Below are 26,502 nucleotides of genomic sequence, written 5' to 3'. Positions count from 1 at the left end.
CCACATTTGGCGGGTTAGCGGGCTGTTAATTCAGCCGCGTTGTCGTTGAAGTGGAGTATCTGCTAATGTCATGGGGCATGGCAGATGGCCAAAAATCATAATTGCTATTCCCAGGAGGAATATCATGGATCGCTTTCAGGCGATGCAGATGTATGTTCAGGTTGTTGATGCAGGTTCGTTTTCGGCAGCGGCGCGCATACTGGATATTGGTCAGCCCGCGGTGTCGAAGACCATCGCTCAGCTGGAAAAGTATCTGGAAGTCCGTTTATTGCTGCGAACCACGCATGGGCTAACACCAACCGAAGCGGGGCAACGATTCTATGAACGCGTCCGTATTGCTTTGCAGCAAGCGGAAGAAGCGGAGATGGCAGCGCGCGGCGCTGACAAGGGTCTTTCAGGCATATTGCGGGTTGCCGCCGCACCGACCTTTGCCCGGCTTCATGTCATTCCGCACCTGCCCGAATTTATGTCGCAGCATCCGCAGCTGAAAATCGATATCAAACTCGACGACCGCCCTATCGATTTGGTTGCGGAAGGCATCGATATCTGTCTGCGGATGGGAACCCTGCAGGACTCGGGGGCCGTGGCGCGCAAGCTGGCAACCTCACCACGTTCGGTTCTGGCAACGACGGAGTATTTAACCCGTCACGGTTACCCGGCGCATCCGAAGGCGTTGAGTCAACATGAAGCGCTGGTTTTCAGCCAGCTGACTGATGCGTGGCAGTTCAGCCGGGGAAATGAGGTTGAGAATGTCGAGTTAAAAGGGCGACTGCATCTCAGCGCAGCGGAAAGCGTTCGGGCAGCTGTGCTGGCGCATATGGGGATAACCGTTGCGTCAGACTGGATGTTTTCTCAGGAAATAGCCGACGGAACCGTCGAGCGATTGGTCAGCGACTGGACATTGCCAGACATAGATCTGTGGGCAGTTTTTCCTGGCGGACGTATGGCAACCGCCAAAGCCCGCCAGTTTGCGGCGTTTGTTGAGAGCGTGATACAGGGGTAATTTGCGGCGCGTGAACTGCTCCAGAACAGATTGGGCCCGCTCACGCATAAAGCCTTCTGCATCAGGCGTTTTACCAGACTACAGCATGTTGTTTACCAACATCAGCATCTGTTATCTGGTCTTCAGTCATTCTGATGCAGGATGCTATTTACTCCTCCCCAGACACTGCTATCCGTTGATAACACCTCCACTGTGCCCGTGAGACTATTCCGGCGGAATAACAGATTATTTTTACCTGATAAATCTCGTGCATAGCTGACCGTTCCATCTGGTAAAGTCACTTTGGTGCCGGACGTCACGTACAGACCGGCCTCGACAATACATGAATCACCGAGAGAGATACCTATCCCCGCATTGGCACCCAGCAATGAGCCTTTGCCGATGCGGTTTTTCTGTTTTCCACCGCCGGAGAGGGTTCCCATGATAGATGCCCCGGCACCGACATCACTGCCATCTTCAACCGTGACGCCAGGGGTTATTCGTCCTTCAACCATGCACTGTCCTAACGTGCCCGCATTAAAGTTAATAAAGCCTTCATGCATCACTGTCGTGCCCTGAGAGATATAAGCGCCGAGGCGAACTCTGTCGGCATCAGCAATACGAATACCGGAAGGAATGACGTAATCAACCATACGGGGAAATTTATCAATGCTGAAAACATTGAGCTGATGATAGTCCCCGGCGACAAGGTGTCGCAGTCGTTGGACATCATCAGGAAATACCGGGCCTGCCGTTGTCCAGGCAATGTTTGGAAGATACTGAAAGAGCCCTTCAAGGTTAATTTCGTTTGGTTTGTATTCACGTAAAGACAGCAGGCAGAGTCGGAGGTAAGCATCTTCTGTAGATATGATGTCTTTTGAAATATCAATCTCAATTTCAAAAGGTTCGCACCGAATGATGTTATGTTTCACCGCGAGGCAGGAACGATTCTGGAATTCTCCCTGCGGATAATAGGCATCAATCGTTTTATTCGTCTGGATATCAACGTAGCGGTTACCGTTTCGCTTAACTCTATTTTCCATCGTTTTTGTTTCCTGTTCAGGTTCAGCCACTGAAAATTTCGTTCCTTACGGGTAAAAACCTCTGGTTCCTGTAACGACACAATTTACGTCAAAAATTCACGTGGGGTTGTGCCCAGTGTGGAACGGAATGTTGCGGTAAAAGCAGCAGGGCACGAAAAACCGAGCTGATAAGCGACCTGTTTGATGGGAATGCCATTAGAGAGCAGATCGAGCGAAGCGCAAATCCTGGCCCTCTGCTTCCAGGTTCTGAAGCTGAAACCAGTGTCCCGAATAAACAGGCGAGAAAAAGTGCGCTCCGACATGGCCGCGATGTCAGCCAGGTCGCTCAATGACGCCTCCCAACGGTGGTTGACAAGTAACTCCCGCGCAGCACGCGACAAACGTTCATCCTGCGGCATAGGCAGCTCGGCTGACAACTGTTCTGCTTCACTCAGGATTTCCATTAACAAAAGGGCCATCGTCCGGTGGCTGGCTGCCTGATACTCATCACTGAACAGCCCGGTTATCAGTTCTTTCACCAGGGCCGTAGCCGTAATCACATGCACGTAGCTGCTTTTTGTAAAGCTGGTGCAGGCCTCAATCAGGCTGCGGCTGAAATAAATGGTGCGGAGTTCAGTGTGTGAAAGCAGGCTGTAGCTGTGCTCCTGAAGCGGCGGGAGCCAGAGCGCCCGTTGGGGTGGGATCACCCAGCGGTTCTCTCCAGTTTCAACCAGCATCACCCCCCGGGTCGCAAACAGTAGCTGTCCCTCGACATGATAATGAGGGAGATCCACCTCACCCCGTCTGTAACTTTTGGCGAGTTTCGACCATCCAATCGCCTCATCGTGTCTTGGCGCTTTGTCTACATTGTTTGGCATTTCAGATTAAGGCCCTGCAATTATGATTATCCTGCGGTTGACGTCCAGACCGGTAAAACACCGCTATCAGGGACAACTGTAGCAATAAACACAACCTCAAATCGAATCACCTTCATCTGCAAAGAGATATGTATATGGCTTCAATTTCATCCGGCTCCGGTAATGCTTCAGCGACGACTGCTGATAAAACACCCGGGCCAGCTCAGGGTTTTTTAGTCAGCATTGTGGGAGCAACGGCACTGGCTCATGGATGTAACGATATGATCCAGGCAGTGCTGCCCTCCATCTATCCGATGCTTAAAGCCAGTTTTACGCTCTCCTACACCCAGATTGGCCTGATATCTTTGGTTTATCAGTTAACCGCCTCTCTGCTGCAACCCTGGGTGGGACTTTATACCGATAAACATCCCAAACCCTTTCTGCTCCCCGCGGGGATGGGGGTGACGCTTCTCGGAATTGGATTGCTGGCCATTGCCGGTAATTTCATGATGATTTTAGTGGCCGCCGCGCTGGTGGGAGTGGGGTCATCAACTTTCCATCCGGAGGCATCCCGTGTCGCACGCATGGCGTCAGGTGGACGTTTTGGTACCGCTCAGTCCGCCTTCCAGGTGGGTGGGAACGCGGGTTCCGCTTTTGGACCATTACTGGCAGCGCTGCTCATCATCCCTCATGGCCAGTTGTCCGTGGCCTGGCTTATGATTTGTGCGCTTATCGCCATTGTCGTTTTGACGAAAATCAGCCGGTGGTCAGTACAGCATGGCCACGCACATCTGGCACGTCACAGTAGCGTGCCTCTGCAAAAATTAACCAAAGGTAAAATGATTCAGGCGCTGGCCGTCGTCGGTATTCTGATGTTCGCCAAGTTTACCTATATCGCATCACTCAGTAATTACTTCACTTTTTACCTGGTTCAGCGTTTTAGTCTGCCGCTGCAGCATGCCCAGATGTGCCTGTTTGCATTTCTTGCTGCTGTGGCTATCGGTACCTTTGCTGGTGGGCCGGTAGGTGACCGCATTGGCCGTAAAGCTGTTGTCTGGCTGTCATTCCTTGGCGTGATCCCATTTGCCTTAATTCTGCCGCATGTGGATCTTCTGTGGACGATAGTGTTGACCATCGTCATCGGGCTTGTGCTGTCCTCAGCTTTCGCCGCGCTGGTTGTCTACGCCCAGGAAGTGGTTCCCGGCCGGGCTGGCATGGTCGCCGGAATTATGTTCGGCACGATGTTCGGGGTCGGTGGCCTCGCAGCTGCCGGTCTGGGCAAACTGGCGGATATGTACGGTATCGCCTGGGTGTACGGCTTATGTGCTTTCCTGCCGTTACTGGGCTTTGCGACCTTATTTATGCCCGAGACCCGTACAGGGCAGAAAAAAACGGCCTGACCACGATCTTTTTCCGGCTGCAGGCGCGGCCGGGTTAAAGCCGGTAGTAATCGAAGCATTTAATGGAACCATGGCGGATGCGCATACATTTTATCGTACATGAATATTTTGATGCCCTGGGAGCTGTACGCGTTTCTGGATAAGGTCTCCGCTGTATACCTCGGCCACTAAACCCGCACACGCAATATTTGAGTTCAGATGAAACTCAAATTAAAGAGGCGGCCCATGCCAATTCTGCCACTGTCGGTCATGTTCACTTCGCGGTACCCGTGGATGCGGGTTATCCATTCTTTCTTAAGAAAAAGATCCATGAGTGCCGCGCCCGCATTACCGCCCAGATGGAAACGTCTTTCGCTCCAGTCAAGACAAGGACAGCAGGGCTTACGGCGAGAGTGTGAGTTAAGCACCACACCAAGTTTCTCAAAATGGTTTTTGCCTGCCAACGTCAGCGCCGAACCATCAGCTTCAAGCCACTTTTCCCGCAGCATAAACTCATAAATATTCACTGCAAGCTCGCCCGCCAGATGGTCATAGCAGGTGCGAGCATAGCGAAGAGATACCGGCGTGCTGGACGCAGGAGCCCTGGGAGTTTGCATGGATACCCCCATCAGGTTTTCCAGCAGTCCGGCGATATGATGGCCCGCAAGGCTGTAATAACGGTGACGCCCCTGCGTTAGACAAATAACCAGCCCATTGCTGAGGAGCCGACTGAGATGTCCGCTGGTAGTGGATGCGGCAATGCCAGCCACTGCGCTGAGTTCAGTGGCTGTCCACGCGCGCCCATCCATCAGGGCGCACAGAATACTGACCCTTGATGGGTCAGATATCGCAGAAGCAACCATTACCATTGATGTTTCAAGAGCATCATCCGGTTCAGAATCGCGCTGACTGTTATGGAGATTCATTTCGAAGGTATTGCCCATTTTTGAGTAACTTCAGCCGCCCGAATATCATCATCCGTCACCAGAATGAGTCGGTTACTGTGGTCGCTGTACTGTACCAGAATATTAATACCATGCCTGGCAAGGGTGGCAGCGATTTCTCCCAGCTCTCCAGGCCGTTCCTGAGGCAATTTTCTTATCACAGGTTGCCTGATGCTACTGACGTCAAAGCCAGCATCCGACAGTACCTTACGGGCTTTTTCACCGTCTTCAACAAGGAAATGCGCGTGTCCGGCATCGGGCGCTGAAAATACTCCGCCGCCTTCAAGCCCCACACCATTCTTGCCCAGCACAGTACCAAGTGAAGCAAGCGAGCCCGGGATATTGCTGAGAATAACGTGAATGTCATACATGCTGATGTGCCTCCTTGTCAGAACAGTAGTCACGGAATACACGGGCAATGCGTATTCTGTAGAATGAAAAAATTGACTGCTTACCTTCTTTCTGTGCTGCCTTATGCATAACATTTTGCTTCCATCCGGCGACAGACTCTTCATCTTCCCACCATGACAACGAAAGGATTTTTCCCGGCGTATTCAGGCTCTGAAAGCGCTCAATAGAAATAAACCCGGGTGTGTCTGACAATAAAGGCCTCAGCTCAGCAGCAAGCTGAAAATATCTTTCCTGAGCCTCAGGCAGGGCATCTGCCTCGAAAAGTACCGCAATCATGTGTCTACTCCATCGTTAATTTCAGGTTAGTTTATTGCTGACGGAGGCAGGTTGCTTCGGTCAGCACCGAAGGATGCATGTGCGTTAGAAGGCTGTCGGGATGGAAAGAGAACGAGGGGCGAGGGACAGTTTTGAAATTTGCAGGCAGCCTAATATGACCTCACCAAATAAGGTGACAGAAAATCCTCTACTTCTTGCTTGCCGATACCTGTCGTATAGCTGATACCTGCATTCTTTAAAATATTGAGTCCTTTCCCCCTGTTTCCTGGATGCGGATCTTCAATAGCAACATAGATATGTTGTGGCTTCAACTCAGCGAGTGTTAAAGCACAGGAGGGGGTTCTGCCTTGAAAGGAGCAGGGTTCAAGCGTGACAAATATTTCACATTCGCCAATTGGAAAGGTTAGTTTTGAAATGGCGTCTATCTCAGCGTGATGGTGGCCTGGAGATTGTGTGAAACCTTTGGAAACCACTTTACCTTTATGGACAATCACACATCCTACAGGTGGATTTGGTCTGCATAGTGGTAACGCCTGACGGGAGTATTCAAGCGCCAACAGCATGAATTCCAGTTTTTTGCTCATACACTTTTTCTGCCTGAGTATGTAAGTCATAGATTTACGATTTTTAAGGTATCAGGCATAAATGTCCATAATTCAGATTAATTAAATAACAGCTATGGCCACGCCCGTCGATTAACAAGGATTGATGCCAGGAATGTCCGCTCCTGGCTTCAGGTGATGCAGGAAAGGCCACAGGCAGCTTTGAGCGAGGAGCGGAAGTTTGACTTATGGGAAAGGTTATTTCCATGGCATAAAACATTACATCCTTTATCTGAACTTCATTCATGAAGGCAGGACTGCGAAATGTTTCCTCACGCTATCCGTAAGCTCAAAAATACAACTGAGATGCGTGCTGTTTTCCACAATGTGACTGCTTAAATTCGAATTTCCGCTACTCTTAAAAAAATCATCCATTTGGCTCGCATCAAACAGTTCATCCTGCTCAGCAAGCAAGATTATTACTGGAAACGAGAGCTTTTTAAGTTGCCTTGCAGGGTTGCGGGGGGTCAGGGCATTAGCCATATTTACGCTATACACCTGAACAAAATCAGGTCTTGAGCTAATAATCTTCTGGGGAAAATTAAGCTTCACACCAGCACGATGCCCCCCAAAAAAACCTGCACTGAGCGCATTGAATATGAAAGCCCAGCGGTTAACTGACGCAAAAGGAATGGACAAATCCGTGTGTAAAGCCGGTGGTGAAAAAGGACCAAGTGCAGGCGCGAGCAGAAGTAGACTGTCTACCTTTCGCGATAGGACGTGCTGGGTGAAGTAATTTATCAGCATACCACCGCCGCTGGAGTGCCCAAGCAAGTGAATCCTGGCATCTGTGTAAGAGGTGTGGACATAGTCAATAACAGTATCCACATCCTGCCAGATTTGGCCAGGGCTTAAAGCATCGCCCCTGTGCCCACACGAACGACCGTGCCCGCGAATATCGACAAGACAGACGCAGACGTGTAAAGCATAGCTCAGTTGTCGTGCCAGAATATCGTAACCTGCATCAGAGTTAACTCCACCACCGTGGTACACGATAAGAACTTCATCTACTACCGTTTTGGGCTCATATACCCTGAGATACAATCCACTGATTTGTACTTCGCTAATTTTATCCGGGTAAGGTAACAAATCGTTGAGCTGGTCATAGCGCTCCTTAAAGCGGGTGAAGTCAATCACGCCATAAATTCCTTGTTAATAAGGCCCACTGCCTGTGAAGTTGTGAAATGAAGCATGCACTATTTTTTGTAGGTACGGGACAGCTTTTGACAAAAAATACTTACTGGTATTGCCACACGCCACATCAGCGCGACCCTGCCGCGTGCCGTCCGCTCCTGGCACATCGGGGAGCTAATCAAGGAGAGCGGTTTCTCCTTTTAGCGAGCAGCCAGCATCTCATTTTACGAGGGCTGAGGCTTCAGCATTAGGATTTGGTTATGAGATGATTGCAGAAGTCGAAGCGGATTTAAAACACATGGTGTTGTGTCAGGGGGGTTAAGTTTTAATGTGATTTAAGGTTTTTTATAATTGGATAAAGCATGAGTAGTGGTATCGATAATAATCCACAAAGCATGTATACTAAAATAAAGACATTCCATGAGGGGCCGTTCAGAGTGAAATAATAACTCCATGTTTCTTTTTTCATTACTATTAGCGCCAACTTATTTGTAACAAAAAAAGAAAATGGGTACGTGACTGCACTTATTGTTAAATAGGCGGCAATATACGGAATATAAGGTATATATGCAGGGAAGATTAATCCATCGTGTAGATCTTTCAGAATGTTGTAAACTAGATATCCGAAACCAATCAAACCCCAAAAACAGTGTCTAAAATAATATTTCCCAGTCATTTCATATGGTTGTTAATTGATTTGTTCAATGGATTTTATCTGAAAGGGATAAGAGTGGCAAGCACGTAAGACAAGCACGCATAAAATTCAAAACCTCTTAAGGTGGCTTGAACTGCTCTCCGCTAACTAACTGAGACTCATGTTAGTAATTTCCGCTTCTGGCACAACTCTGCCAATCAACAGAACAACCTGTCTGCTAAGCGCGTTCAACGAACACGGCCGGTTCAGGCTTATGCCTTAGAAATTTAATGCTGCTAAAAATGAGGATGAGATATCATAATCACAGATAAGGGCATTTGTATCGTAATCAGATAACTAGTAATTTGAATAACCCTATACACCCTGCAAATTGTCTGGGTAGCTGCTTTAAAAATAATAACTTCACAAGGAAAGTCACATGAAACTTGCAGTAATTTCAGATATCCATGGAAATCTTGCAGCCCTGGAGGCTGTGCTGACGGACATACAGTCTCAAAAAGTCGATCATATTCTGAATCTGGGTGACATCGTGTCGGGAGGGCTATTCCCTGCAGAAACTGCTGAAAGGCTGATGCCTCTTCATTTTCCAACTATACGAGGTAATCACGAACGGCAACTCCTTGAACAGGATTTTTCAGATATGAGCTTGTCTGACAGGCATGCGTTTGAACAGCTTAGCCCTGAACATTGGCAGTGGCTCAAACAGCTGCCAGCGGAGTTAACTTTTAGTGATGATATTCTGATGGTGCACGGCGTTCCGGGTAATGACCTCATTTATCTTCTCGAAGAAGTTACAGCCTCCGGCGTACGACAGTCGCCTGAGGCGCGCGTATTGTCGCTTGTGGCAAATACCCACGCATCACTGATCCTTTGCGGACATACGCACATTCCCCGTAAATTGCAGTTGACTGATGGTCGACTTATCGTTAATCCCGGCAGCGTAGGGTTACAGGCCTATGATGATGACACTCCCTATCGGCATGTCATGGAAAGCGGTTCCCCACATGCACGTTATGCAATTTTGGAGAGACATAACGGAGTATGGGATGCTGAGTTCAGGGCGGTGGATTATGACTGGGAGTCGGCTGCGACAGTAGCGATCAGAAATAATCGCCCCGACTGGTTGAACGCATTAAAATCAGGGCTAATGTAGAAATACTAAGATTTACTTTTACCGATTCTGGCTCTTTGTGAGTTTCGTTCACCTGCCGTCTGCACTAAGCCGGCTATCTGCTTAGTGAGTCATGGCTTCTGTAATAGCGAAAAGCGGACGTCCACATTTAGTGACAGACGCCGGGATGTGGTGAGAGTGATATGCAGTGGACTGATTACTTAACTCGTTTACCGTCTTCATCAACCACTTTTTCACCATCCTCTTTTGTAAAAGGGCCTTTCTGGTTTTCTGGTAGAATATCCAGCACCGTTTCTGAAGGACGACAAAGACGTGTGCCAAGCGGTGTCACCACCACTGGTCGATTAATCAGGATTGGATGCTGAAGCATAAAATCAATCAACTGTTCATCTGTAAACGTGTTCTCGGCAAGACCCAATTTCTCATAGGGTTCAACGTTCTTACGCAACAATGCGTGCACGGTAATTCCCATATCTGAAATGAGTTTAATAAGCTCATCGCGGGTCGGTGGCGTATCGAGATAATAAATAATATTTGGTTCGTTACCGCTGTTACGGATCATCTCCAGCGTGTTACGTGAGGTTCCACAGGCCGGGTTGTGATAAATGGTAATGTTGCTCATATCAGTATCTCATTACAAAGTGACAGAGAGCCGCCACGCCAGCGCGGCCAGAGTGACAAACAGCACGGGCAGGGTCATGATAACGCCGGTGCGGAAGTAATATCCCCATGTGATGGTCATATTTTTTTGTGTCAGAACATGCAACCACAGCAGGGTAGCCAGACTACCAATAGGGGTGATTTTCGGGCCTAAATCGCAGCCAATCACATTGGCATAAATCATCGCCTCTTTGACGACGCCGGTCGCGGCACTCCCGTCAATCGACAGTGCGCCAATCAGTACCGTTGGCATATTGTTCATCACAGAAGAGAGAAAAGCCGTCAGGAAGCCTGTACCGAACGTTGCGGCCCACAACCCCTTATCTGCCAGAAGATTCAACACGCCAGACATATACTCCGTAAGTCCGGCATTGCGCAGGCCGTATATCACCAGGTACATGCCCAGCGAGAAAATCACGATTTGCCAGGGCGCACCGCGCAGCACTCTCCCGGTATTAATGGCATGGCCCCTCTTCGCCACTACAAACAGCACTGCTGCGCCAGCTGCTGCTATCGCGCTGACAGGTATTCCCAGCGGCTCCAGTACAAAGAACCCTACCAGAAGCAGTAACAGAACAATCCAGCCTGCCCTGAACGTCGCCAGGTCCTTTATCGCACTCGCAGGCTTCTTCAGCAGTAAAACGTCATATGTCGCCGGGATATCATTGCGGAAGAATAAATGCAGCATGATCACTGTGGCTGCAATGGCTGCCAGATTCACGGGGAGCATAATTGAGGCGTACTGCGTAAAGCCCAGCTCGAAGAAATCCGCCGAGACGATATTTACCAGGTTAGAAACAATCAGCGGCAGACTGGCGGTATCTGCTATAAATCCAGCGGCCATAACAAAGGCCAGTGTCGTGCCTTTGCTGAATCCCAGGGCGAGCAGCATCGCAATTACAATCGGTGTCAGGATCAATGCTGCGCCGTCGTTGGCAAATAGTGCAGAAACAGCGGCACCGAGAAGTACTATCCAGGTAAACAGCACACGGCCACGTCCGTTACCCCAGCGGGAAACATGCAGCGCGGCCCATTCAAAGAAACCGGACTCATCGAGCAGCAAGCTGATGATGATCACTGCAATAAATGCCGCTGTTGCGTTCCAGACGATGTTCCAGACAACGGGGATATCATCAATGTGGATGACTCCCGTTCCCAGAGCCAGCACGGCCCCGATACTTGCGCTCCAGCCAATACTCAGGCCTCTGGGTTGCCAGATGACCAGTATCAGCGTCAGTAAAAAGATACTCCCTGCCAGAAGCATTACAGACTCCATTATATATGAATTAACATATGTATTTTGCCATTTCAGCAGGAGGAGCAGGCTGATTTACCCAGCCATTCGCGCACATCATCCCGCAGACACTGCCAGGACGACGTGATCGTTTCAGCCGCCCACGCCGGTATGTGGGGTGACAGACGATAGTGGATCCATTTCCCTTCCCGGCGATCAAGAACCAGCTCAGCTTCTCGAAGAATAGCCATGTGGCGCGAGATTTTAGGCTGAGATTCGGTGGTGGCCGCGCAAATATCGCAGACGCATAGTTCTCCAGACTCTCGGAGAAGCATGACAATGGCGAGGCGGGTTTCATCTGACAGAATTTTGAAAAGCTGAACAGGTTGTAGCATTTTTCACTCCCTTCCCTTTAGGATATACATATGGTAAATCATATGTATTTAGTTTGAAACTACCAACCCATTCCGGAGGAGAAAAAATGAAGCAATTTCCTGCCCTGAACGCTGACTATTTTGATCATCACATCGCTGAGCGCCTTCATGTACAGGAGCAGCCACGGATCCTGATTCTGTATGGCTCGGTAAGAGAGCGCTCGTACAGCCGTTTTGCAGCGGAGGAAGCGGGTCGTCTGCTGACGGCGATGGGGGCAGAGGTCAGACTGTTTAACCCTTCCGGTTTGCCCCTGCCAGATGATGCCCCGGATACACACCCTAAAGTCACCGAGCTACGCGGACTGGTCAGATGGTGTGATGGGATGGTGTGGAGTTCCCCGGAGCGGCATGGAGCAATGAGTGCAATTATGAAAGCGCAGATAGACTGGATCCCCTTAAGCGAAGGTGCTGTTCGTCCTTCCCAGGGAAAAACCCTTGCGGTGATGCAGGTCTGTGGTGGTTCTCAGTCCTTCAATGCCGTGAACCAGATGCGCATTCTGGGCCGGTGGATGCGGATGTTCACTATCCCCAACCAGTCCTCAGTTGCAAAAGCCTGGCAGGAATTCGATGAGAACGGGCGAATGAAACCTTCGTCCTGGTATGATCGTATTGTTAGCTTTAGTGGAATAGTGGTTCTTCCGCAACTTGGGTGGTGAAAAAAGGATGAAACTTTCTAGTTAACAAAGATCTAATCAACTTTAAGTTAAGGATAACTTAATGCCCTCTCTTAAAACTCTGTTGCTGTTGCCACCTGGCTGGAAACTGGTTCGACAATCGAATGGCCCGGACGGTATAAGTCTGAACCTTCGCGCCACGCGTAAAACAGCACATTGCCCTGAATGCATGAAACGTACCCGTTCCGTACACAGCTATCGGCGACGGCGTCTGCAGCATCTTCCCTGCGCAGGACAGACCCTCTATCTCAGCTTTGCTATCCGCCACTGGTACTGTCGCAATCCGTCATGTCCGCGCCAGGTCTTTGCTGAATCACTCGCTCCTTTTGCTGATGCAAGGCAGCAGTCCACACTGGCTCTGCAGAAACTGCAACACCAACTGGGATTGATAGCCGGTGGCGAAGCCGGAAAACGAGCAGCTACAGCCACTGGTGTGCAGACCAGCGCTGACACACTTCTGCGCAGAGTGGTTCAGGCTCCTGAGCAGACAGAAACGATGACTCCGCATGTGGGCATTGATGAATGGGCGTGGCATCGGGGGCACAGGTATGGCACGCTGATCGTCAATCTTGATACGCATCGTCCTCTGGTTCTCCTTCCCGGTCGCGAGCAAAAGTCACTGGCGGCATGGTTCAGAAAATATCCTGAGATACAGGTTGTATCGCGCGATCGCGGCGGCATTTACGCGACAGCGGCATATGCTGGCGCTCCACAGGCAAAACAGGTCGCCGACAGATGGCATCTTCTGAAAAATATCGGTGATGCGCTGGAGCGCATGATGTTCAGACACATGCCCCTGATACGGCAGGTCGCCGGTGAGCTGTCGCCAAAAAAGAATATGGCAGATGTCCTGCCTGATACTTCAGTATCTCCTCTTCGCCTGCCGGAACGGATCAAACAGCAGAAGCGTGAAAAGCGATATCAGCGCTGGGAGGAAGTGAACTCACTCCACAAAAAGGGATGCGGGATCAGGGAGATATCACGTATCACCGGTTTATCCCGAGTAACGGTTCGCCGATGGATACAATCGGGCGAGTTCCCGGAAATATCAACCCGCCCACCAAAGCCCGGACTGCTTGACCCATGGCGTGACTGGTTAGAGCAGCAACGGGAAAACGGCAATCAGAATGCCGGTCAGATGTGGCGGGAAATGGTTGCTGCTGGTTTTAGCGGCAGTGAAACAACCGTCAGGAATGCTGTTGCGGGATGGCGTAAAGGCGTGACAGTTCCAGCTGTAGTGCCAGCTCGTCTCCCTTCAGCCTCACGGGTCAGTCGCTGGCTGATGCCCTGGCGAATAATAAGAGGTGAAGAAAATTACGCATCACGGTTCATAGGTCTGATGTGCGAAAAAGAGCCGCAGATAAAAATGGCGCAGCAACTTGCCCTCGACTTCTATAGGATGCTGAAAACGAAAAACAAAACCCTGTTACACCCGTGGTTCATCAGTGTCAGTGAAAGCGGACTGGCTGAGCTGGAACGGGTTGCGGCAGGTATGGAGTCTGACGCGCCAGCAGTCGTTGAGGCCATCAGTTGCAGCTGGAGTAATGGTGTTGTTGAAGGGCATGTAAATCCCCTGAAAATGCTGAAGCGCCAGATGTATGGTCGTGCCGGGTTCGAACTGCTCAGGCGGAGGGTAATGAGTCCTCTGGCATGAGTGGATCCACCCAAGTTGCGGAAGACCCAAATTACAACTGCTGTTGTTAAACAAAAGTGGGTCAAAGTTCGACTGCTGTTGACACGTATCGTCGATGTCGTCGAGGAGTTGTTTAAAATTACGCTGTTGCTCAAGGGACAAACTGATTACCTTGCCGATCGTTACAGCGAACGAAAAGAAAGCCATCAGGAACTTTCATTCCGCATCAATCAGGAAAAAGTATAGAGTTCCCTGTTCTTATATTCACTCCGAATGTATTCAGTAATGTGCGCTTGTGGCACAGGCTGTGTGAAAACTACAAACCAGGGACTGAAGTGCGTGAAGTTATGCAAAATCTGAAACAGATCGGTTGGATAGTAGAGTCAAATTTTACGTAAGGACGCGGTTTGAACTCTATTATTTGCCATAGTTATGTACAAAAAAACGTTTTCACACAGCCTGGGCACATGACTGACCGGCTGCGTGGTCAGATGGTCTGCTGTGAGTGAGGAGTGGACGTCAGTGTGTCTTCTCAGGATTAAGGCAATACAAATTCGTATCATTTTACTCAGGAATGATGAAAGGCATGCAACGACGGGGCATTTATGCCATGATGATTTGATATTGAGAAATTAACGGAATCTGACTATAAATGGCTATTGTATTTATCCCTTCACTTGTTGCATTACTTGAGGCAAAAGAGAAGGAAGCTGGATATGAATTAACTAAGAATGAGGTTGAATTCATTTGCGATAATGCTACGGCTATCGAGTTGCCAGCAGAAATTGCAAATGATATGACCAAAAGTCGTGGCTATCCAGATCTCTATGCTGGAGATATATGGAATGAATGGTCAACATACAAGAAAAGTAAAAATTTATGAAAAAAATTGAAGCGCCACGAGGGGCCAGTTCGCTAAGGATGAGAAGTTGTATTTACTTGTTTTTTAGCGTTTCGTAATCCTGCAAATATTTATCCAACGGAAAAGCTGTTCCGAGTAAATGAATTTCTCCATTATCTTTATCAATAATGAACGGTGAGTTCCCCGCTAGTTGAGTTGAAAATTCTCCCGTTTCAAGATATTTTCTCGACTGATAATGAAAGAACCAGCCCTCCGAGAATCGCCCATGAAGAGTAATAACAACGGGTATCTCATGATCTTTTAGATAGTCTGATGCTTTGTCCATAGCATTTTGATACGTGATCATTGTTTCGTCCTCAGTCAATGAAGTCATCAGAGCTGACTGATATGCAAAGTATCTGACATACCGATTATATAACATATCAGCCGCTGCTGGATTGTTTTATACAAGAAGCATTCTCGTTTTGCCAGTGAGCCACCCACATAGACTCTAATGGGCGGTTGAAAGCGATGAACAGATGCCATCTTCACACTACTATTAAAGCAATTTTTTTGGTTCTGCCCAGTTAAAGGTAATCCACATTACAGGCCGAGTCGGCGTACCCCAAAATTCTATAGCCGGTTGAAGTCTCAATTCCGGGGAGATGAATGGCACGAAGAATAGTTCCAACCACGGCGTGTTGCTCATCTGAATTTGTCAAAACATCAAGATACAGGATATGCGAATAACCACCTTCATTGAAATGGTAAAACCACTCGCCATCAGCTGCGGATTCATAACCGTTGAGAGAGGTAGTTTTCCATAGGGGAGGAGATGTCATGTTAACCATTGCCATGCGGATCTCATTCCATTTTGTATTATTCATGCAGCTATTGAGCATTCAAATCTCCAGAAGCCAGCCTCCTACAGATTAACACATTACGTTGTGTGTTAATAAAGAACTATGCCAGTCGATGTTCAGTTGTTTGCCCATGTATTCGTCAACCTGCAAATTTCTTGTTCTGACTGTTCGGTCGCCCTTTACAGACGACCTTTTTGCGTATCAATCTGCCCTTAATTACTGATTCAGAATCTGTCCAACATCGATACGATTCCCATCTGGATCAGCGAAGACAAACGCCCGTATGCCATAATCTTTATCTTGTATGCCTTTGATAATTCTGGCACCAACATTCTGACATTGGCTATAAAGTGCATTTGCATCATCGACAAGAAGGTGCGCGACAGGAAAGGAAGGGGCTTTGTACTGTGGTTGAAGAGTTAAATGTAATTCAGCGTCTTCACGTCTTAGTATCACGAAGCCCACAGGGTCTCCATTTTCAAAAACATTTTTGAAATTGAGCCCATTTATGTAAAACGCTTTGGAAATATTGATATTTTTGACTGGCAATACGGCTGCTATACGACCAAATTTAATTGGATGCTGCATGATCAACCCCGTGGTTGTTAATCAATAGCATAGCGCTGGGCGGTGCCGTAGCTAAGCGACTGGGCGGTGCCAGGTGATTGATAAGGATATGATATTTTTTCCAAATGTGGAATTGAAACCTGTGTCGAGCAGTGAAAGGTTCTTAAAGCTAATGCTCCGCGCCGTTGTGTTGTTGATGTCCGCTTTATGGCACGGGGCAGTAATTACCCTTAATCTCCCAACGACATTGGCCGCTCCCCACCAGGCGGCAAACCAAACAACCTTCGCACCCGATTGAGAAAAGCCCCATAAGGCCGTCCCAGAAGCAGCATCATTAATGCGGCACCGAGTGTACCGCGAACTAATCCACTGCCAGATGCACCGCTAAAAGCAATGATGACCATATAGATAGGTACCTGAAAACTCATCAGCGCAACACTGTCCCACAGCAGCTTCGAAACCCGGCTCGATCCCGCACATTGCATCACCCAATCGCGCCATAAGCCATAAGGACGAGCTACCGGTACCATCAGAACTGCGCCTATTAAACGTGCATGCAGCACCTGCTCCCACGCCATCCCAGCGATCCATCTTTCATTAATAATGCCCGTTGTAGTGAAAAATAAAATCAGCGCAGTGGTATCCGCAAAGAATGCAGTACGGTGCATGCTCGGATCCTGAAGTTTAGGCAAAATACATTTCCTGTTTTGGCATGATGGGGCAGGTTTTATCTACAGCCAGCACACATTCAGAAGTTGACTGGCGCATTTTTTCCGCAGTAAAGATAGTGAAAAATCGAACTCCTTTCCTGCCTATCGATTTGAAATACACCAAGGATTTCTTATTGGCACTCCGGTGTCACTGGCAAGAGGGCTGCTAAGAGCGAGGAACGGACGATGTTACGTGTCCATTACAACCATTTTTTCGGCTATAAACTTCATTTGCTCGATAAATGGCGTATAAAGTGCACGATATTGTTGCTGAAAAGGAGTACTCACTGTGAACCCCTATGAAAAACAATACAGGCAGTTGCTAGCAAACGGAGCTGTCGCCTGGGCTGGCAATGGCTATCTCAGGTCAAAAAAACAGCAAGAAAAAATCTTTCATTGGCTCAACTTACATCAGTACTTACCTCGGTCAGGAGCGGCGGTACTTGAAATGGGGTGTGGTAACGGTGCGATGGCAGCGCAATCTCTTGCTGAGCGAGGATATTCTGTATGGGGTGTGGATTTGTCTGAAACGGCTATCAGATGGGCAGAAAGCCGGTTTCAGAAAGCAGGGCTATCAGCACAATTTCTTGTCAGTGATGTTTGTCATATCCATCAATGCAAGGACTCAATGTTTGAGTTGATTTTTGATGGCAGTTGTTTGCATTTCCTTATTGACGATGCCCGAGCCCTCTTTTTCAAAGAAGTGAGGAGATTGCTCAAACCCAAGGGTCGATTGGTGATTAGTTCCATGTGCGGAACCCCCGGTTATTCGCAGGATGCTACCGCTTATGATCCAGTCAGATATCATATAATGAAAGATGGTCAACCCTGGCGTACGCGAAAACCGCTCCAGGCTTTAACTGATGAGATACAGGAAGAGCATTTTAAAGTACTGGCAGCCAGAGTTAATAACAACGCGTGGTGGGATCATGCCACACTGGTATGTTCGGTGAGCTAGTCACAGACTGATTCTTAGATTTGGTAACGTCAGCCATGGAACAAATCGGGCAAGCTAACTGAGCCAGGGGCCGCTGGGAGCGAGGACCGGACATATTAAAGTCGGCTATTTTATTGGTTTCTGTGGTCAGTAAAAATTACCATGCATTTCCCTCCCACTGTTCAGGATGCATAGATTACATGAGAAAATTACAAAAACTAATTGTCGCTGAGCGTACCGCTTTTTCGCCCTACTCAAGCCTATCTTCGAAGTCGATATCTCATATCGCATTAAAATGTCGAAAGGATGAAGTCGCAGATGCGCATATCCTCATTATGCAGTTCAAATCCGAGTTGGCTACAGTTCCTGATTGGGATGGAGATACACAGGATGACATCTGGAGAGCCATCGAATTGTACAGAGCAATTTTGTCAAAAGTAAGAGAATAAATGGCTGGAGTCCGCTCCTGATACTGAACTGCTGCAGGCGAGCCCCACAAGGCTGCCGCGACTGGTGCGTGGCTAAAATTTTCTTCCAAAAACGACTGTTTCTTTGCCTTGGCATTTGCTAGCCTATCCGGCTGGACTGCTTCCAGCCGCATTAGCGTTGCCGGTTAAGGAGTTTCCATGTCGCCTTTCAACAAACATCGCCCCTTCATTTCTCTTTCTCGTCGTCAGCGTCGCAAAAAAGTCATCGAGCTTAAGAATCGTATCTATTGTGAACGTCATCGCTGTGGCGGGGTGTTTTATGATGATTGCGATATCCAACACTATAAAGATAACCCTGACCACATTTGGGCGTGGAGTGATATCTATTTTGTTGGCCGCGGTCCTGCTGATCTCTGGAATGCTGAGATCATTACAGCAAAGTTGGCGTTTCAGGATATGGTGCACGACCAAGCATTCAATGAGGCTTGGGCGATGCTCAGTCAGCAGGAACAAGAAGAAGAGGCGCGATATGAATCAACGCCTAACGTGAACAGCAAAGGGAAAATCGTCAGCTATACCCTTGTGCACCGAGAAAAACAAGCCTATGCGATTTTTGGCGGGATGACATTGTGGCAGTTTATCGAGAAGCGTGAGCGGGAAATAGCGCAAGATCAACCGCCGAAGGTTTGCTGTGGTTATCAGTTTCTGCCAGGGTTCGCTTATGGACATGGGTTGCGGATGATTGTTGGTGCTGAGACGTTGAGTGTGCCGATTATTGAGGCGGCGATTGAGGATTTTTTGGGAAAGGATGAAGGACGTGGCTTAGTGGAGAGAGGTTTAAGCGGGGGAGGGGGGAGGATTTAAGGTGAGGGTATTCATATATTAGGAAATAGGAGGGGAAAACTTTACCACCCTCCAAGATTATTATTTCCCAGTGGATTTACTAGGTTTTAACCCTGGGTTATTTCAGGGAGTATCTTTGTTATCACGTCGACGCTGATCAGCTTTCCTGTCGATTTAGCTATTGGTTTTGGACTAGGTTTAAGGCCCATGATATCTATCCTCCAGAAGTTAGGAGGAGAAGCCTCTAATCTGGTTCATGGGGTAGCGCCAAGAGTTTCAAGAAGGTTGTTACGCTACACAATAGTTAAATTATTATATTTGGTCAGGGTCAGGCATTGATCTGCCTTTGGTAAGGCCTAAAGGTCAGATTTGAGCGAGCAGCAGACCTTTCACTCATGACGGCTGAGTTTTTTCATTATATTTAACATAGCATTCTGGTTGGGCAATGAGATCCCACAGCCCAAGGGGATTTAAGGTTGTACATTCTGCATAGCAAATGTCGCGAAACTCTGATGATCCAATCGGAAGTACTGTTTTTCTTCTATCAGGGACGCACCGAGGGATAAGTAAAATTCGGCTGCTTTGGGGTTGGTGGTTTCAGCCGTCCAGTCAAATCTTGTGCAGCCATGTTCTATTGCAAAAGCCGCTATAAATCGCATAAGTGATCTACCGACTCCCTGGCCTCTCACTGCTGCTGATGTGAAAAGATCTTTCATATACGCTTGCCCGGAGCACTTTGGCGCAGGGAACATCAGAGTGAACGTAGCAAATCCGACGAGTGTCCCGTTTTTCCATGCTCCCAGTACGGTCACGCCCGAATAGACAGAGAAAACTCGGTGGGTCAGATAAGAGAACATTTCGTCATAGCTGGCAGCGTCATTACCGAAGTAATACGATTCCATTTCGACAAAAACCCTCGCCAGTTCCGGAATATCCGACGCATCACAGATCTCAATTTTCATACGTTTTCCTTAATTTTTTTAGTCGGCTATCATCTCTTCCGTGGCCTGAGCTTCAGGCTGCCAGCGCCTTATTTTAGCGTCTTTAAACCACATGCGATTTGTGTACTGGCAGGGCGAACGGCAGAAAGTGCTTTCATCAGGGGTTCCCGGTTTAATTCAATGATTTTTAGCCAGTTTTAGCGATAAATCATATATTCGGAAAGACAATCGTTATACCGACGTTATAAAGACTTCTTCATAAAGATACGGCTTGTCCCTTCCGGTTTGCAGTCAATACGCCCGAACTCTTCCCAGCCGTGCTTCTTGTAAAAATCAGGCGCCTGAAAGCTTATCGTATACAAAAAAGCAGCAGTGCAGCCTCTTTTACGCCCTTCATCCTCGAAGCGGCTGAGGACCTCTGTACCAATCCCCATTCCCCGCAACTCGGGTGGCAGATAGAAAAGATCTATAAAAAGTAGCCCCAATGAAGAACGCCCTTGCATTCCTCCGAATACTTCACCAGTTTTGCTTGATGTTATTAATACAGATAGTGGCTTACGATCACTCATCCCTGTCATTGAATCATTAAAATGATTGAGTCCTTCTTCAATAGGAAATAATTGTTCCGAATCCGGATTTTCACAGACTTCAAAACTTATCTCTTGAACTGCGCTGCTCATTCCTCTTATCCTTTTTATTGGCATCAGATGACTGTCTAAATATACAGGTGTGGGTCAAAATTGCCAACTTTCAGCCTTCTTGTTTTTCTCTGCTGCTTTTGCCTGTGTGTCATGAACTTCTGCTCCTGACACATAGAGGATCTACACGCAGACAGATGTCCGCAATGAGGGAAAACGGATGCTCATTTATTTTGTCAGGATAGAACTGTAACCGGCACTTTCATTAGCATTTGTATCCACCACTTTACGCTTTTACCCCTTAAGATAACTCGGTCTTCCAGCCTGTCAGACAGAGAAATCATAAGGATCAAACTAATGGAAATAGCTCTCCGGACTCCCCTCATACATTCACTGCCATTAAGTCAGCATTGTGGATGTAATGTCTGGCTTAAAATGGAATCTTCTCAGCCGACAGGATCGTTCAAGCTCAGGAGCGCAGAAAAAATTTGTTGCTACTATGCGGAAAGAGGCGCAACAGCATTCATCAGTTCATCTGGCGGCAATGCGGGAATAGCGGTGGCACATAGCGGCCGCAAACTGGGGTTGCCGGTCACTGTCGTTGTGCCGGAAAGCACATCTGCCAGAGCAAAACAGCTTATTGAGCAGGAAGGTGCCAGTCTTATTGTGCATGGGAAAGTATGGAGTGAGGCGAACGATTACGCCCAGTCACTGGCGACGGATGAAGTCATCTATCTGCATCCATTTGATCATCCACTTTTGTGGGAAGGCATCAGTACAATCGTGGATGAAGTCATCAGCTGCGGGTTAAAACCGGATGCGGTTATTCTTTCTGTTGGTGGCGGAAGCATGTTGTCCGGCATAGCTCAGGGGCTGGAGAAACATCAGATTGGCTATATTCCCGTTTACGCCGTCGAAACCCACGGTACAGCCTCTCTCAACGCTTCGCTTAATGCGGGTAAGCTGGTGCGCCTTGATAAGGTCAGCGGTATAGCCACGACGCTAGCCGCAAGCCAGGTATGCGAAAATGCTTTTAATGTGGCCAGCCGACTGGACGTCAGAAGTATGCTGGTTTCTGATCAGGAAGCGCTCAATGCCTGCCGGCGCTTTCTCGATGACCATCGAGTGCTCACTGAACCGGCATGCGGCGTGTCACTCTCACTTTTGTACGACCACAAAATCAGGTTTACCCATGCTGATAATGTATTGGTAATTGTTTGCGGCGGGGCGTCGGTCACGCTGGAAGGAATCGCGGGCTGACAAAATAAGAAATTGATCATGCCGAAGTTTATGAGCAAAAGAACTGGCGAACTGCCCGGTTAATTAACCTTTGAAGTGAGTTAAGTCCGCTTTGAGCGCAGGCTGTGTGAAAACTAAGCCAAAGGACTGAAGTCCGTGAAGTTATGCAAAATCTGAAACAGATCGGCTGGATAGTAGAGTCAAATTTTTACGTAGGGACGCGGTTTAAACTCTCTTTTTTGCCATAGTTACGTACAAAAAACGTTTTCACACAGCCTGAGCGAAAAGAGGACATCGATGGGAACAGCGAATCGCGCATTAAGCGTTAAGGATCTCTGGGTATAGATGATTAGTCATCGTGTAGCTGCTAGCAGGCCCCATAGTTTATGCTTTGAGCATATAGATGCATGATTTTACTGTCTGCCCGGAAGATGTAGTTACCTCAACGGGTACCCGTTCATACTCAAAACCTTCGAACTCATCGAGTATGTGCCAATGTAGATGCAAATCATCTGACGTGAAAAGAAAACCCTGTACACGATTACCTGAATCATCTAATACGATCCCAGGAAATCCCATCTCTGCTCCCCAACCTCTATCTAATAAAGAACCACCTACGTGGCCTTCCTGCCATGTGCCCCCGATATTCTCAAGAATATGAGCATTCGGTCGACCAGGGCCCAGCGTCCCGTAAACAAACAAGCTTTCCATCATTCCTCCGCTTATCGTAATGCAAATGTGAATGTTCTATGTGCTAGTTTTGATTTTCGGACTCTGGCCTGACAAATCATTTGTTCTCACAACACGCGTGAATTATTATCACGCGTATGATATTCGAACACCTCCCCCCATTACAGACTCTCCGTGCTTTTGAAGCCGCGGCCCGCCTCTCCAGCATGACGCTGGCCGCAGCGGAGCTGCACGTTACGCATGGCGCCATAAGCCGGCAGATCAGGAAGCTCGAAGAGCATCTGGGGTTAAAGCTGTTTGTCAGACTGACCCGACAGATAATCCTGACAGAGGAAGGAGCTCAATTTCACCATGCGGTTACCCGTATTCTGGGTGAGTTAACTAGAGAATCCGAGCGTCTGCGCCGAGGGAGCCCTGCCAAGTATATATGTATCAGTACAACGGTTTCATTTGCCACTAAGTGGCTGGCCCCGCGTCTAAGCCAGTTCAGGCAGCGATATCCTGACTTTGATATTCAGCTGGATGTTACTGACATTAATGTGGATCTTAATGATGGTAAGGTAGATGCTGCAATTCGTTACGGCCTTGGCAATTATCGAGATGTTTCGTCTGAACGTATGTTCGATGAAACAGTCACCCCTGTCTGTAGTCCGGGTTTTCTTGAGAAGCATAATGGTCTGACAGAGATTAAGGAACTTTTAAACTGCGTTCTTCTACATGAGTACAGAATGCTGGCGAACTGGAAGGCATGGTTTGAGATGGCCGGAGAAAAAAATTTCAGCTGCCATCAGGGGCCCTTATGGACTCTTGGCAGCATGGCGACTGAGGCTGCTATACGTGGCGAAGGTGTTGCTTTGGGACGCAGTGTTCTGATTGCAGATGATGTAGCTGCTGGAAGGCTTGTTGTTCCTTTTCCACAGTACAAACTTAAGGCTGAGCGGGGGTACGATTTAGTCTACCGTTCAGATAATCAGGATTCATTTAAAATAAGCATTCTAAGACAATGGCTCTCTGAAGAATTGAGCTCGCTGAAAGATTGAATGGCGCGCTAAGAAAGGTCCGCTTTGGCACTGAGCCGTCGTAGGCAAGGTCTAAAAGGCAGACTGGAGCGAACATTATGTTCCAGCTATATGCAGATGATACGTAGGGGCTTTTTCCTTTATGGCAGGTATCAGGTATTACTGACGTAAACGCTTCAGGAAATCACAGGATTTTGTGCGGGTTATTGTTTGCTGTAAGGCATCTGTTACTCTGATTGGGCTTGAAGGATAGCAAGGCGGTAACATGCTGAACCCTGGATTCGTTACCAGTAGAGCACTCGCTCAATGGCAGGATATACCCGTTTTCTTGCCACAGTTTCAGTTTCATGAAAAACACCAGACCGTCATCAATACGCTCTCGCCTGAAAAAATCCTGCCGTTAATAGCGGAATTTGATATTCAGCAGGACGCCGTCATCCGGCTATTGATGTCTGTGCGACAACTTCCGCAAAAATTCCGGCGCAATAAACAACCCCAGGCGGTTAGCAGCTTTGGCCTGGACAGTTTTACTCTTCTGGAAAAGTCAGCATCCGAGCTCTGCTACGGGTTGCGCGGACAATTCTGGCGTGCAGATTTCGGCCTGGAAAACGTGCCGGATACTGACGCTTATCTGACGCCAGTGATGCCGGGCAGCGCAAAGCTCTTACTGCGCTACCGGGTAATAAAAGTGAAAGAAGGGCAATATGAGCTGCAAACTGAAACGTTTATTTACTGTCCGGATCGGGCTACTCAGCTGAAAATGGCGGCTTACTGGCTGGCAATACGGGCAGGTAGTGGATGGATTCGAAAAAGGACGCTTATGGCTGTTAAGTCCGCTATTTGATAACAAAGACAGGCGCAAGGCATAGTCTGCGTTGAGTGAGGAGTGGAAGTTAGCGCGCCAATAAATGGGAAGCAGGTCACGCAAGCATGTCCTCAAATGCAAGGCTCCATGATAAAACTTCTACTCATAACGCCCTGGCCACGTTCATAGTAACTTACCGCCTTGAGCTGCCGTGTCAGATGCCTTCCTCAATCAGCATCAGGATCATGAATCCGGCAAAAAACATTGCTGTGCCCAGGGGAGTGTCCCGATCTCCCCGATGCGCTTCAACCAGTAACTCTTCTGTCACCAGATAAAGCAGCGCTACCAGCCCAAAAGAGAGGAAGTAGGTCAGCCAGAACTCGCCCAGGTGAGCAACAGGCGTACCCACCATCGCCCCTACTGGCAGGAGCAGTGCGATGCCGGCGACAGCAAGTAATACCTTTGTCGTGCTACCCAGCATGGTTTTCAAATCACCCACCACGGACAAACCCAGGAAGAGGATCTCCAGTGTCAGCGCAAGGGTCAGCATCATGCCAGTTTTGGCCCCCGCCGCGAAACTGATCCCCAGCACTAATCCGTCGATAAAGATATCAATGCCGATGGCAACCAGCATCCCTGATTTACTCGCAGCCTTCTCGCCGTAGTGCTGAATCAGCATCATCAGCACCACGCCCGTAACGCCGCCTGCCAGAACGGCCATCATTGAGTGTTGTTTGAGGCCAGGAAGGACTTCAGTAGCTGCCGCTGAGAATATGACGCCAGCGGTAAAATGGTGAATCAGACTCATCGTCTTTTCGCCAGGTTGCCGGAAAAGCGCCACACCGGCACCTGCAATTGCGGCAGTGACGGGAAAGAGAGTATACAGCAGCGTTAAGTACATGAGAGGGTCCTTATAAACGGTGTTATCACTAATGATTGCTAAACGTGAGTTAATACCGAGGCAGTAAAAGAAAAAGCGCGGAGTAACCGCGCCTTTCACTGGAATGCTTAATGTTCTGGATTAATGTGCTTAGTTAAGCAGCCCCAGATGCTCGACGAGGATCGAGCTGCCGATACCGATGAGCACCACGCCGCCGAGGATTTCTGCCCACTTGCCAATCTTCGCGCCAAGAAAACGACCCAGCAGCATGCCGCTGGCTGCCATCACGGTGGTTGCCGCACCGATTGCCAGTGCTGTCACCACGATATTCACCTGCAGGAATGCCAGGCCCACGCCCACGGCCATCGCATCAAGGCTGGTAGCAATAGCGGTAGTCACCAGCAACCAGAAGCCGTGACGACGAGGCGCTTCCGCTGGCTCGTCTGCTTCTTTGCGGATGCCTTCAACAATCATTCGAGCGCCCAGTACGAACAGCAGCGTAAACGCAACCCAGTGATCCCAGTTCATGATGAACTGGCTTGCAGCAAGACCGATGCCCCAGCCGATAACAGGTGTGATGGCTTCGATAACGCCAAAAATCAGACCGGTGCGTAACACCTCTTTTAAAGGTGGGCGGTGCAGTGAGGCACCTTTACCGATTGCGGCGGCAAAGGCATCCATCGACATGCCAAAGGCCAGAATGATGACAGCATAGAAGCTCATAACGGATTCCCGGGTGTGCTTTCAAATAGGGGAAAGCGTGAAGTTTTTAAGAGGTCGCTATCCTGCCACAAATACAGAAATAAAAAACCTTAAAATTCAATATGTTATAGCTATGGCTAAGTTTAATAGCCAGAGCTATAGATGCGGGTTAATTAACCAAAGTGGATTTAACGTCGGGTACAAGGGCAAATGCAGATTAGCCCATAAGAATTAACAGGTATGGTGAAGGAAAACAGACTGATGGAATCTGATGGCGAATGGCAAGGTAACTTCAGCGCGAAAAGTATAATGTTCAGAAAACTTATAACGATTCAGGTGGGATACTATCTTTAATTTGCCCGTCATCAAC

30 protein-coding genes and 2 pseudogenes are annotated in these 26,502 nt (G+C 48.4%); 13 read left to right on the top strand and 19 right to left on the bottom strand.

Translation table 11 applies throughout. The annotated features are described in order from the left end of the window. The first annotated feature begins 124 nt into the window (after positions 1-124). Positions 125-1,003 carry a LysR family transcriptional regulator gene (locus tag AC6I8X_RS26880; protein ID WP_497841785.1) on the top strand — a complete coding sequence of 293 codons (879 nt, stop codon included), beginning with the start codon at positions 125-127 and terminating at the stop codon, positions 1,001-1,003. Positions 1,004-1,125: 122 nt separating this feature from the next. Here AC6I8X_RS26880 and AC6I8X_RS26875 read toward each other — a convergent pair whose 3' ends face one another. Together AC6I8X_RS26875 and AC6I8X_RS26870 are read right to left on the bottom strand one after the other, a co-directional pair. After that, positions 1,126-2,025 carry a DapH/DapD/GlmU-related protein gene (locus AC6I8X_RS26875; protein WP_313683758.1) on the bottom strand — a complete coding sequence of 300 codons (900 nt, stop codon included), beginning with the start codon at positions 2,023-2,025 and terminating at the stop codon, positions 1,126-1,128. 83 nt (positions 2,026-2,108) lie between these two features. Further along, a complete protein-coding gene (locus tag AC6I8X_RS26870) occupies positions 2,109-2,882 on the bottom strand; it encodes an AraC family transcriptional regulator (protein ID WP_497841784.1) in 774 nt (257 codons plus the stop codon). Between the two features lie 134 nt (positions 2,883-3,016). Here AC6I8X_RS26870 and AC6I8X_RS26865 point away from each other — a divergent pair, with 134 nt between their 5' ends. After that, a complete protein-coding gene (locus tag AC6I8X_RS26865) occupies positions 3,017-4,261 on the top strand; it encodes an MFS transporter (protein ID WP_084879014.1) in 1,245 nt (414 codons plus the stop codon). 194 nt (positions 4,262-4,455) lie between these two features. Here the strand turns inward: AC6I8X_RS26865 and AC6I8X_RS26860 are convergent, their stop codons facing one another. The 5 genes from AC6I8X_RS26860 to AC6I8X_RS26840 all read right to left on the bottom strand — a co-directional run bounded on the left by AC6I8X_RS26860 (position 4,456) and on the right by AC6I8X_RS26840 (position 7,610). Then, positions 4,456-5,166: an ArsR/SmtB family transcription factor gene (locus AC6I8X_RS26860; RefSeq protein ID WP_497841965.1), complete on the bottom strand. Its 711-nt coding sequence runs from the start codon at positions 5,164-5,166 to the stop codon at positions 4,456-4,458. After that, positions 5,163-5,555 (bottom strand): amino acid-binding protein, encoded by a 393-nt coding sequence (locus tag AC6I8X_RS26855; protein WP_497841783.1) that lies wholly within the window; start codon positions 5,553-5,555, stop codon positions 5,163-5,165. Before AC6I8X_RS26855 ends, AC6I8X_RS26860 begins: the two co-directional genes overlap by 4 nt. Then, positions 5,548-5,871, bottom strand: coding sequence for an antibiotic biosynthesis monooxygenase family protein (locus AC6I8X_RS26850; protein ID WP_313683737.1), 324 nt, complete (start codon positions 5,869-5,871; stop codon positions 5,548-5,550). Before AC6I8X_RS26850 ends, AC6I8X_RS26855 begins: the two co-directional genes overlap by 8 nt. A gap of 149 nt (positions 5,872-6,020) precedes the next feature. After that, positions 6,021-6,455: a bifunctional diaminohydroxyphosphoribosylaminopyrimidine deaminase/5-amino-6-(5-phosphoribosylamino)uracil reductase RibD gene (locus AC6I8X_RS26845; protein ID WP_497841782.1), complete on the bottom strand. Its 435-nt coding sequence runs from the start codon at positions 6,453-6,455 to the stop codon at positions 6,021-6,023. Between the two features lie 261 nt (positions 6,456-6,716). Next, the gene (locus tag AC6I8X_RS26840; protein WP_497841781.1) at positions 6,717-7,610 is read right to left on the bottom strand and encodes an alpha/beta hydrolase; all 894 of its coding nucleotides are present in this window, start codon (positions 7,608-7,610) and stop codon (positions 6,717-6,719) included. A gap of 1,070 nt (positions 7,611-8,680) precedes the next feature. Here AC6I8X_RS26840 and AC6I8X_RS26835 point away from each other — a divergent pair. Continuing rightward, positions 8,681-9,415 carry a metallophosphoesterase family protein gene (locus tag AC6I8X_RS26835; RefSeq protein WP_497841780.1) on the top strand — a complete coding sequence of 245 codons (735 nt, stop codon included), beginning with the start codon at positions 8,681-8,683 and terminating at the stop codon, positions 9,413-9,415. Between the two features lie 175 nt (positions 9,416-9,590). On the opposite strand, the gene arsC is transcribed toward AC6I8X_RS26835, so the two are convergent. From arsC to AC6I8X_RS26820, 3 genes are read right to left on the bottom strand one after another with little or no spacing between them, the layout of a single operon-like run. Then, a complete protein-coding gene (gene arsC / locus AC6I8X_RS26830; protein WP_497841779.1) occupies positions 9,591-10,016 on the bottom strand; it encodes a glutaredoxin-dependent arsenate reductase in 426 nt (141 codons plus the stop codon). Between the two features lie 12 nt (positions 10,017-10,028). After that, positions 10,029-11,318, bottom strand: coding sequence for an arsenic transporter (locus AC6I8X_RS26825; protein WP_497841778.1), 1,290 nt, complete (start codon positions 11,316-11,318; stop codon positions 10,029-10,031). Between the two features lie 44 nt (positions 11,319-11,362). Continuing rightward, positions 11,363-11,683 carry a transcriptional regulator gene (locus tag AC6I8X_RS26820; protein WP_497841777.1) on the bottom strand — a complete coding sequence of 107 codons (321 nt, stop codon included), beginning with the start codon at positions 11,681-11,683 and terminating at the stop codon, positions 11,363-11,365. 86 nt (positions 11,684-11,769) lie between these two features. Here AC6I8X_RS26820 and arsH point away from each other — a divergent pair. The 4 genes and pseudogenes from arsH to AC6I8X_RS26800 all read left to right on the top strand — a co-directional run. Then, positions 11,770-12,336, top strand: a pseudogene (gene arsH, locus AC6I8X_RS26815) (arsenical resistance protein ArsH); the annotation flags it as partial. A 103-nt stretch (positions 12,337-12,439) separates the two neighbouring features. Then, complete coding sequence (locus AC6I8X_RS26810) at positions 12,440-14,050, top strand: ISL3 family transposase (RefSeq protein ID WP_497841776.1); 1,611 nt, start codon at positions 12,440-12,442, stop codon at positions 14,048-14,050. 84 nt (positions 14,051-14,134) lie between these two features. After that, positions 14,135-14,275 (top strand): annotated as a pseudogene (locus AC6I8X_RS26805) (arsenical resistance protein ArsH); the annotation flags it as partial. Between the two features lie 406 nt (positions 14,276-14,681). Next, entirely contained in the window at positions 14,682-14,912 is a 231-nt protein-coding gene (locus tag AC6I8X_RS26800) for a hypothetical protein (RefSeq protein ID WP_497841775.1), read from the top strand. A 52-nt stretch (positions 14,913-14,964) separates the two neighbouring features. Here AC6I8X_RS26800 and AC6I8X_RS26795 read toward each other — a convergent pair whose 3' ends face one another. The 4 genes from AC6I8X_RS26795 to alaE all read right to left on the bottom strand — a co-directional run bounded on the left by AC6I8X_RS26795 (position 14,965) and on the right by alaE (position 16,968). After that, positions 14,965-15,237 carry a YrhB domain-containing protein gene (locus tag AC6I8X_RS26795; RefSeq protein WP_497841774.1) on the bottom strand — a complete coding sequence of 91 codons (273 nt, stop codon included), beginning with the start codon at positions 15,235-15,237 and terminating at the stop codon, positions 14,965-14,967. 220 nt (positions 15,238-15,457) lie between these two features. Further along, a complete protein-coding gene (locus tag AC6I8X_RS26790) occupies positions 15,458-15,772 on the bottom strand; it encodes a DUF6678 family protein (RefSeq protein ID WP_497841773.1) in 315 nt (104 codons plus the stop codon). A gap of 177 nt (positions 15,773-15,949) precedes the next feature. Beyond that, entirely contained in the window at positions 15,950-16,321 is a 372-nt protein-coding gene (locus AC6I8X_RS26785) for a VOC family protein (RefSeq protein ID WP_497841772.1), read from the bottom strand. A gap of 209 nt (positions 16,322-16,530) precedes the next feature. Continuing rightward, the gene (gene alaE / locus AC6I8X_RS26780; RefSeq protein WP_497841771.1) at positions 16,531-16,968 is read right to left on the bottom strand and encodes an L-alanine exporter AlaE; all 438 of its coding nucleotides are present in this window, start codon (positions 16,966-16,968) and stop codon (positions 16,531-16,533) included. 331 nt (positions 16,969-17,299) lie between these two features. Between alaE and AC6I8X_RS26775 the strand changes: the two genes are divergently transcribed. The 3 genes from AC6I8X_RS26775 to AC6I8X_RS26765 all read left to right on the top strand — a co-directional run bounded on the left by AC6I8X_RS26775 (position 17,300) and on the right by AC6I8X_RS26765 (position 19,239). After that, a complete protein-coding gene (locus tag AC6I8X_RS26775; protein WP_497841770.1) occupies positions 17,300-17,968 on the top strand; it encodes a class I SAM-dependent methyltransferase in 669 nt (222 codons plus the stop codon). A 179-nt stretch (positions 17,969-18,147) separates the two neighbouring features. After that, positions 18,148-18,396, top strand: coding sequence for a hypothetical protein (locus AC6I8X_RS26770; protein ID WP_497841769.1), 249 nt, complete (start codon positions 18,148-18,150; stop codon positions 18,394-18,396). Positions 18,397-18,573: 177 nt separating this feature from the next. Further along, positions 18,574-19,239: a hypothetical protein gene (locus AC6I8X_RS26765; protein ID WP_497841768.1), complete on the top strand. Its 666-nt coding sequence runs from the start codon at positions 18,574-18,576 to the stop codon at positions 19,237-19,239. A 449-nt stretch (positions 19,240-19,688) separates the two neighbouring features. On the opposite strand, the gene AC6I8X_RS26760 is transcribed toward AC6I8X_RS26765, so the two are convergent. Both AC6I8X_RS26760 and AC6I8X_RS26755 read right to left on the bottom strand, forming a co-directional pair. Beyond that, positions 19,689-20,180 (bottom strand): GNAT family N-acetyltransferase, encoded by a 492-nt coding sequence (locus AC6I8X_RS26760; protein ID WP_497841767.1) that lies wholly within the window; start codon positions 20,178-20,180, stop codon positions 19,689-19,691. Positions 20,181-20,401: 221 nt separating this feature from the next. Further along, entirely contained in the window at positions 20,402-20,839 is a 438-nt protein-coding gene (locus tag AC6I8X_RS26755; RefSeq protein WP_299451945.1) for a GNAT family N-acetyltransferase, read from the bottom strand. 315 nt (positions 20,840-21,154) lie between these two features. On the opposite strand from AC6I8X_RS26755, the gene AC6I8X_RS26750 reads away from it, so the two are divergent. Then, on the top strand, positions 21,155-22,057 hold the full coding sequence (locus AC6I8X_RS26750; protein ID WP_299451947.1) for a pyridoxal-phosphate dependent enzyme: 903 nt from the start codon (positions 21,155-21,157) through the stop codon (positions 22,055-22,057). Positions 22,058-22,420: 363 nt separating this feature from the next. Here the strand turns inward: AC6I8X_RS26750 and AC6I8X_RS26745 are convergent, their stop codons facing one another. Then, a complete protein-coding gene (locus AC6I8X_RS26745) occupies positions 22,421-22,747 on the bottom strand; it encodes a gamma-glutamylcyclotransferase family protein (RefSeq protein ID WP_497841964.1) in 327 nt (108 codons plus the stop codon). Between the two features lie 119 nt (positions 22,748-22,866). Here AC6I8X_RS26745 and gcvA point away from each other — a divergent pair, with 119 nt between their 5' ends. Both gcvA and AC6I8X_RS26735 read left to right on the top strand, forming a co-directional pair. Beyond that, the gene (gcvA, locus tag AC6I8X_RS26740) at positions 22,867-23,766 is read left to right on the top strand and encodes a transcriptional regulator GcvA (RefSeq protein WP_497841963.1); all 900 of its coding nucleotides are present in this window, start codon (positions 22,867-22,869) and stop codon (positions 23,764-23,766) included. Between the two features lie 244 nt (positions 23,767-24,010). After that, positions 24,011-24,589, top strand: coding sequence for a hypothetical protein (locus AC6I8X_RS26735; protein WP_497841766.1), 579 nt, complete (start codon positions 24,011-24,013; stop codon positions 24,587-24,589). Between the two features lie 175 nt (positions 24,590-24,764). Here the strand turns inward: AC6I8X_RS26735 and AC6I8X_RS26730 are convergent, their stop codons facing one another. Both AC6I8X_RS26730 and mntP read right to left on the bottom strand, forming a co-directional pair. Further along, a complete protein-coding gene (locus AC6I8X_RS26730) occupies positions 24,765-25,451 on the bottom strand; it encodes a ZIP family metal transporter (protein ID WP_313688731.1) in 687 nt (228 codons plus the stop codon). A gap of 129 nt (positions 25,452-25,580) precedes the next feature. Beyond that, positions 25,581-26,153: a manganese efflux pump MntP gene (gene mntP, locus AC6I8X_RS26725; RefSeq protein WP_497841765.1), complete on the bottom strand. Its 573-nt coding sequence runs from the start codon at positions 26,151-26,153 to the stop codon at positions 25,581-25,583. Positions 26,154-26,502 lie beyond the last annotated feature (349 nt).

Source organism: Pantoea sp. X-Soil-TKNS-1280 (assembly GCF_059730475.1).
This window is presented reverse-complemented; position numbering and strand designations above follow the sequence as displayed.

Bases quoted from the DNA above. Each gene is read 5' to 3' on its own strand.
- AC6I8X_RS26880 (WP_497841785.1), top strand. From the start codon at position 125: ATGGATCGCTTTCAGGCGATGCAGATGTATGTTCAGGTTGTTGATGCA.
- AC6I8X_RS26875 (WP_313683758.1), bottom strand. From the start codon at position 2,025: ATGGAAAATAGAGTTAAGCGAAACGGTAACCGCTACGTTGATATCCAG.
- AC6I8X_RS26870 (WP_497841784.1), bottom strand. From the start codon at position 2,882: ATGCCAAACAATGTAGACAAAGCGCCAAGACACGATGAGGCGATTGGA.
- AC6I8X_RS26865 (WP_084879014.1), top strand. From the start codon at position 3,017: ATGGCTTCAATTTCATCCGGCTCCGGTAATGCTTCAGCGACGACTGCT.
- AC6I8X_RS26860 (WP_497841965.1), bottom strand. From the start codon at position 5,166: ATGAATCTCCATAACAGTCAGCGCGATTCTGAACCGGATGATGCTCTT.
- AC6I8X_RS26855 (WP_497841783.1), bottom strand. From the start codon at position 5,555: ATGTATGACATTCACGTTATTCTCAGCAATATCCCGGGCTCGCTTGCT.
- AC6I8X_RS26850 (WP_313683737.1), bottom strand. From the start codon at position 5,871: ATGATTGCGGTACTTTTCGAGGCAGATGCCCTGCCTGAGGCTCAGGAA.
- AC6I8X_RS26845 (WP_497841782.1), bottom strand. From the start codon at position 6,455: ATGAGCAAAAAACTGGAATTCATGCTGTTGGCGCTTGAATACTCCCGT.
- AC6I8X_RS26835 (WP_497841780.1), top strand. From the start codon at position 8,681: ATGAAACTTGCAGTAATTTCAGATATCCATGGAAATCTTGCAGCCCTG.
- arsC (WP_497841779.1), bottom strand. From the start codon at position 10,016: ATGAGCAACATTACCATTTATCACAACCCGGCCTGTGGAACCTCACGT.
- AC6I8X_RS26825 (WP_497841778.1), bottom strand. From the start codon at position 11,318: ATGCTTCTGGCAGGGAGTATCTTTTTACTGACGCTGATACTGGTCATC.
- AC6I8X_RS26820 (WP_497841777.1), bottom strand. From the start codon at position 11,683: ATGCTACAACCTGTTCAGCTTTTCAAAATTCTGTCAGATGAAACCCGC.
- AC6I8X_RS26810 (WP_497841776.1), top strand. From the start codon at position 12,440: ATGCCCTCTCTTAAAACTCTGTTGCTGTTGCCACCTGGCTGGAAACTG.
- AC6I8X_RS26800 (WP_497841775.1), top strand. From the start codon at position 14,682: ATGGCTATTGTATTTATCCCTTCACTTGTTGCATTACTTGAGGCAAAA.
- AC6I8X_RS26795 (WP_497841774.1), bottom strand. From the start codon at position 15,237: ATGATCACGTATCAAAATGCTATGGACAAAGCATCAGACTATCTAAAA.
- AC6I8X_RS26790 (WP_497841773.1), bottom strand. From the start codon at position 15,772: ATGCTCAATAGCTGCATGAATAATACAAAATGGAATGAGATCCGCATG.
- AC6I8X_RS26785 (WP_497841772.1), bottom strand. From the start codon at position 16,321: ATGCAGCATCCAATTAAATTTGGTCGTATAGCAGCCGTATTGCCAGTC.
- alaE (WP_497841771.1), bottom strand. From the start codon at position 16,968: ATGCACCGTACTGCATTCTTTGCGGATACCACTGCGCTGATTTTATTT.
- AC6I8X_RS26770 (WP_497841769.1), top strand. From the start codon at position 18,148: ATGAGAAAATTACAAAAACTAATTGTCGCTGAGCGTACCGCTTTTTCG.
- AC6I8X_RS26765 (WP_497841768.1), top strand. From the start codon at position 18,574: ATGTCGCCTTTCAACAAACATCGCCCCTTCATTTCTCTTTCTCGTCGT.
- AC6I8X_RS26760 (WP_497841767.1), bottom strand. From the start codon at position 20,180: ATGAAAATTGAGATCTGTGATGCGTCGGATATTCCGGAACTGGCGAGG.
- AC6I8X_RS26755 (WP_299451945.1), bottom strand. From the start codon at position 20,839: ATGAGCAGCGCAGTTCAAGAGATAAGTTTTGAAGTCTGTGAAAATCCG.
- AC6I8X_RS26750 (WP_299451947.1), top strand. From the start codon at position 21,155: ATGGAAATAGCTCTCCGGACTCCCCTCATACATTCACTGCCATTAAGT.
- AC6I8X_RS26745 (WP_497841964.1), bottom strand. From the start codon at position 22,747: ATGGAAAGCTTGTTTGTTTACGGGACGCTGGGCCCTGGTCGACCGAAT.
- AC6I8X_RS26735 (WP_497841766.1), top strand. From the start codon at position 24,011: ATGCTGAACCCTGGATTCGTTACCAGTAGAGCACTCGCTCAATGGCAG.
- AC6I8X_RS26730 (WP_313688731.1), bottom strand. From the start codon at position 25,451: ATGTACTTAACGCTGCTGTATACTCTCTTTCCCGTCACTGCCGCAATT.
- mntP (WP_497841765.1), bottom strand. From the start codon at position 26,153: ATGAGCTTCTATGCTGTCATCATTCTGGCCTTTGGCATGTCGATGGAT.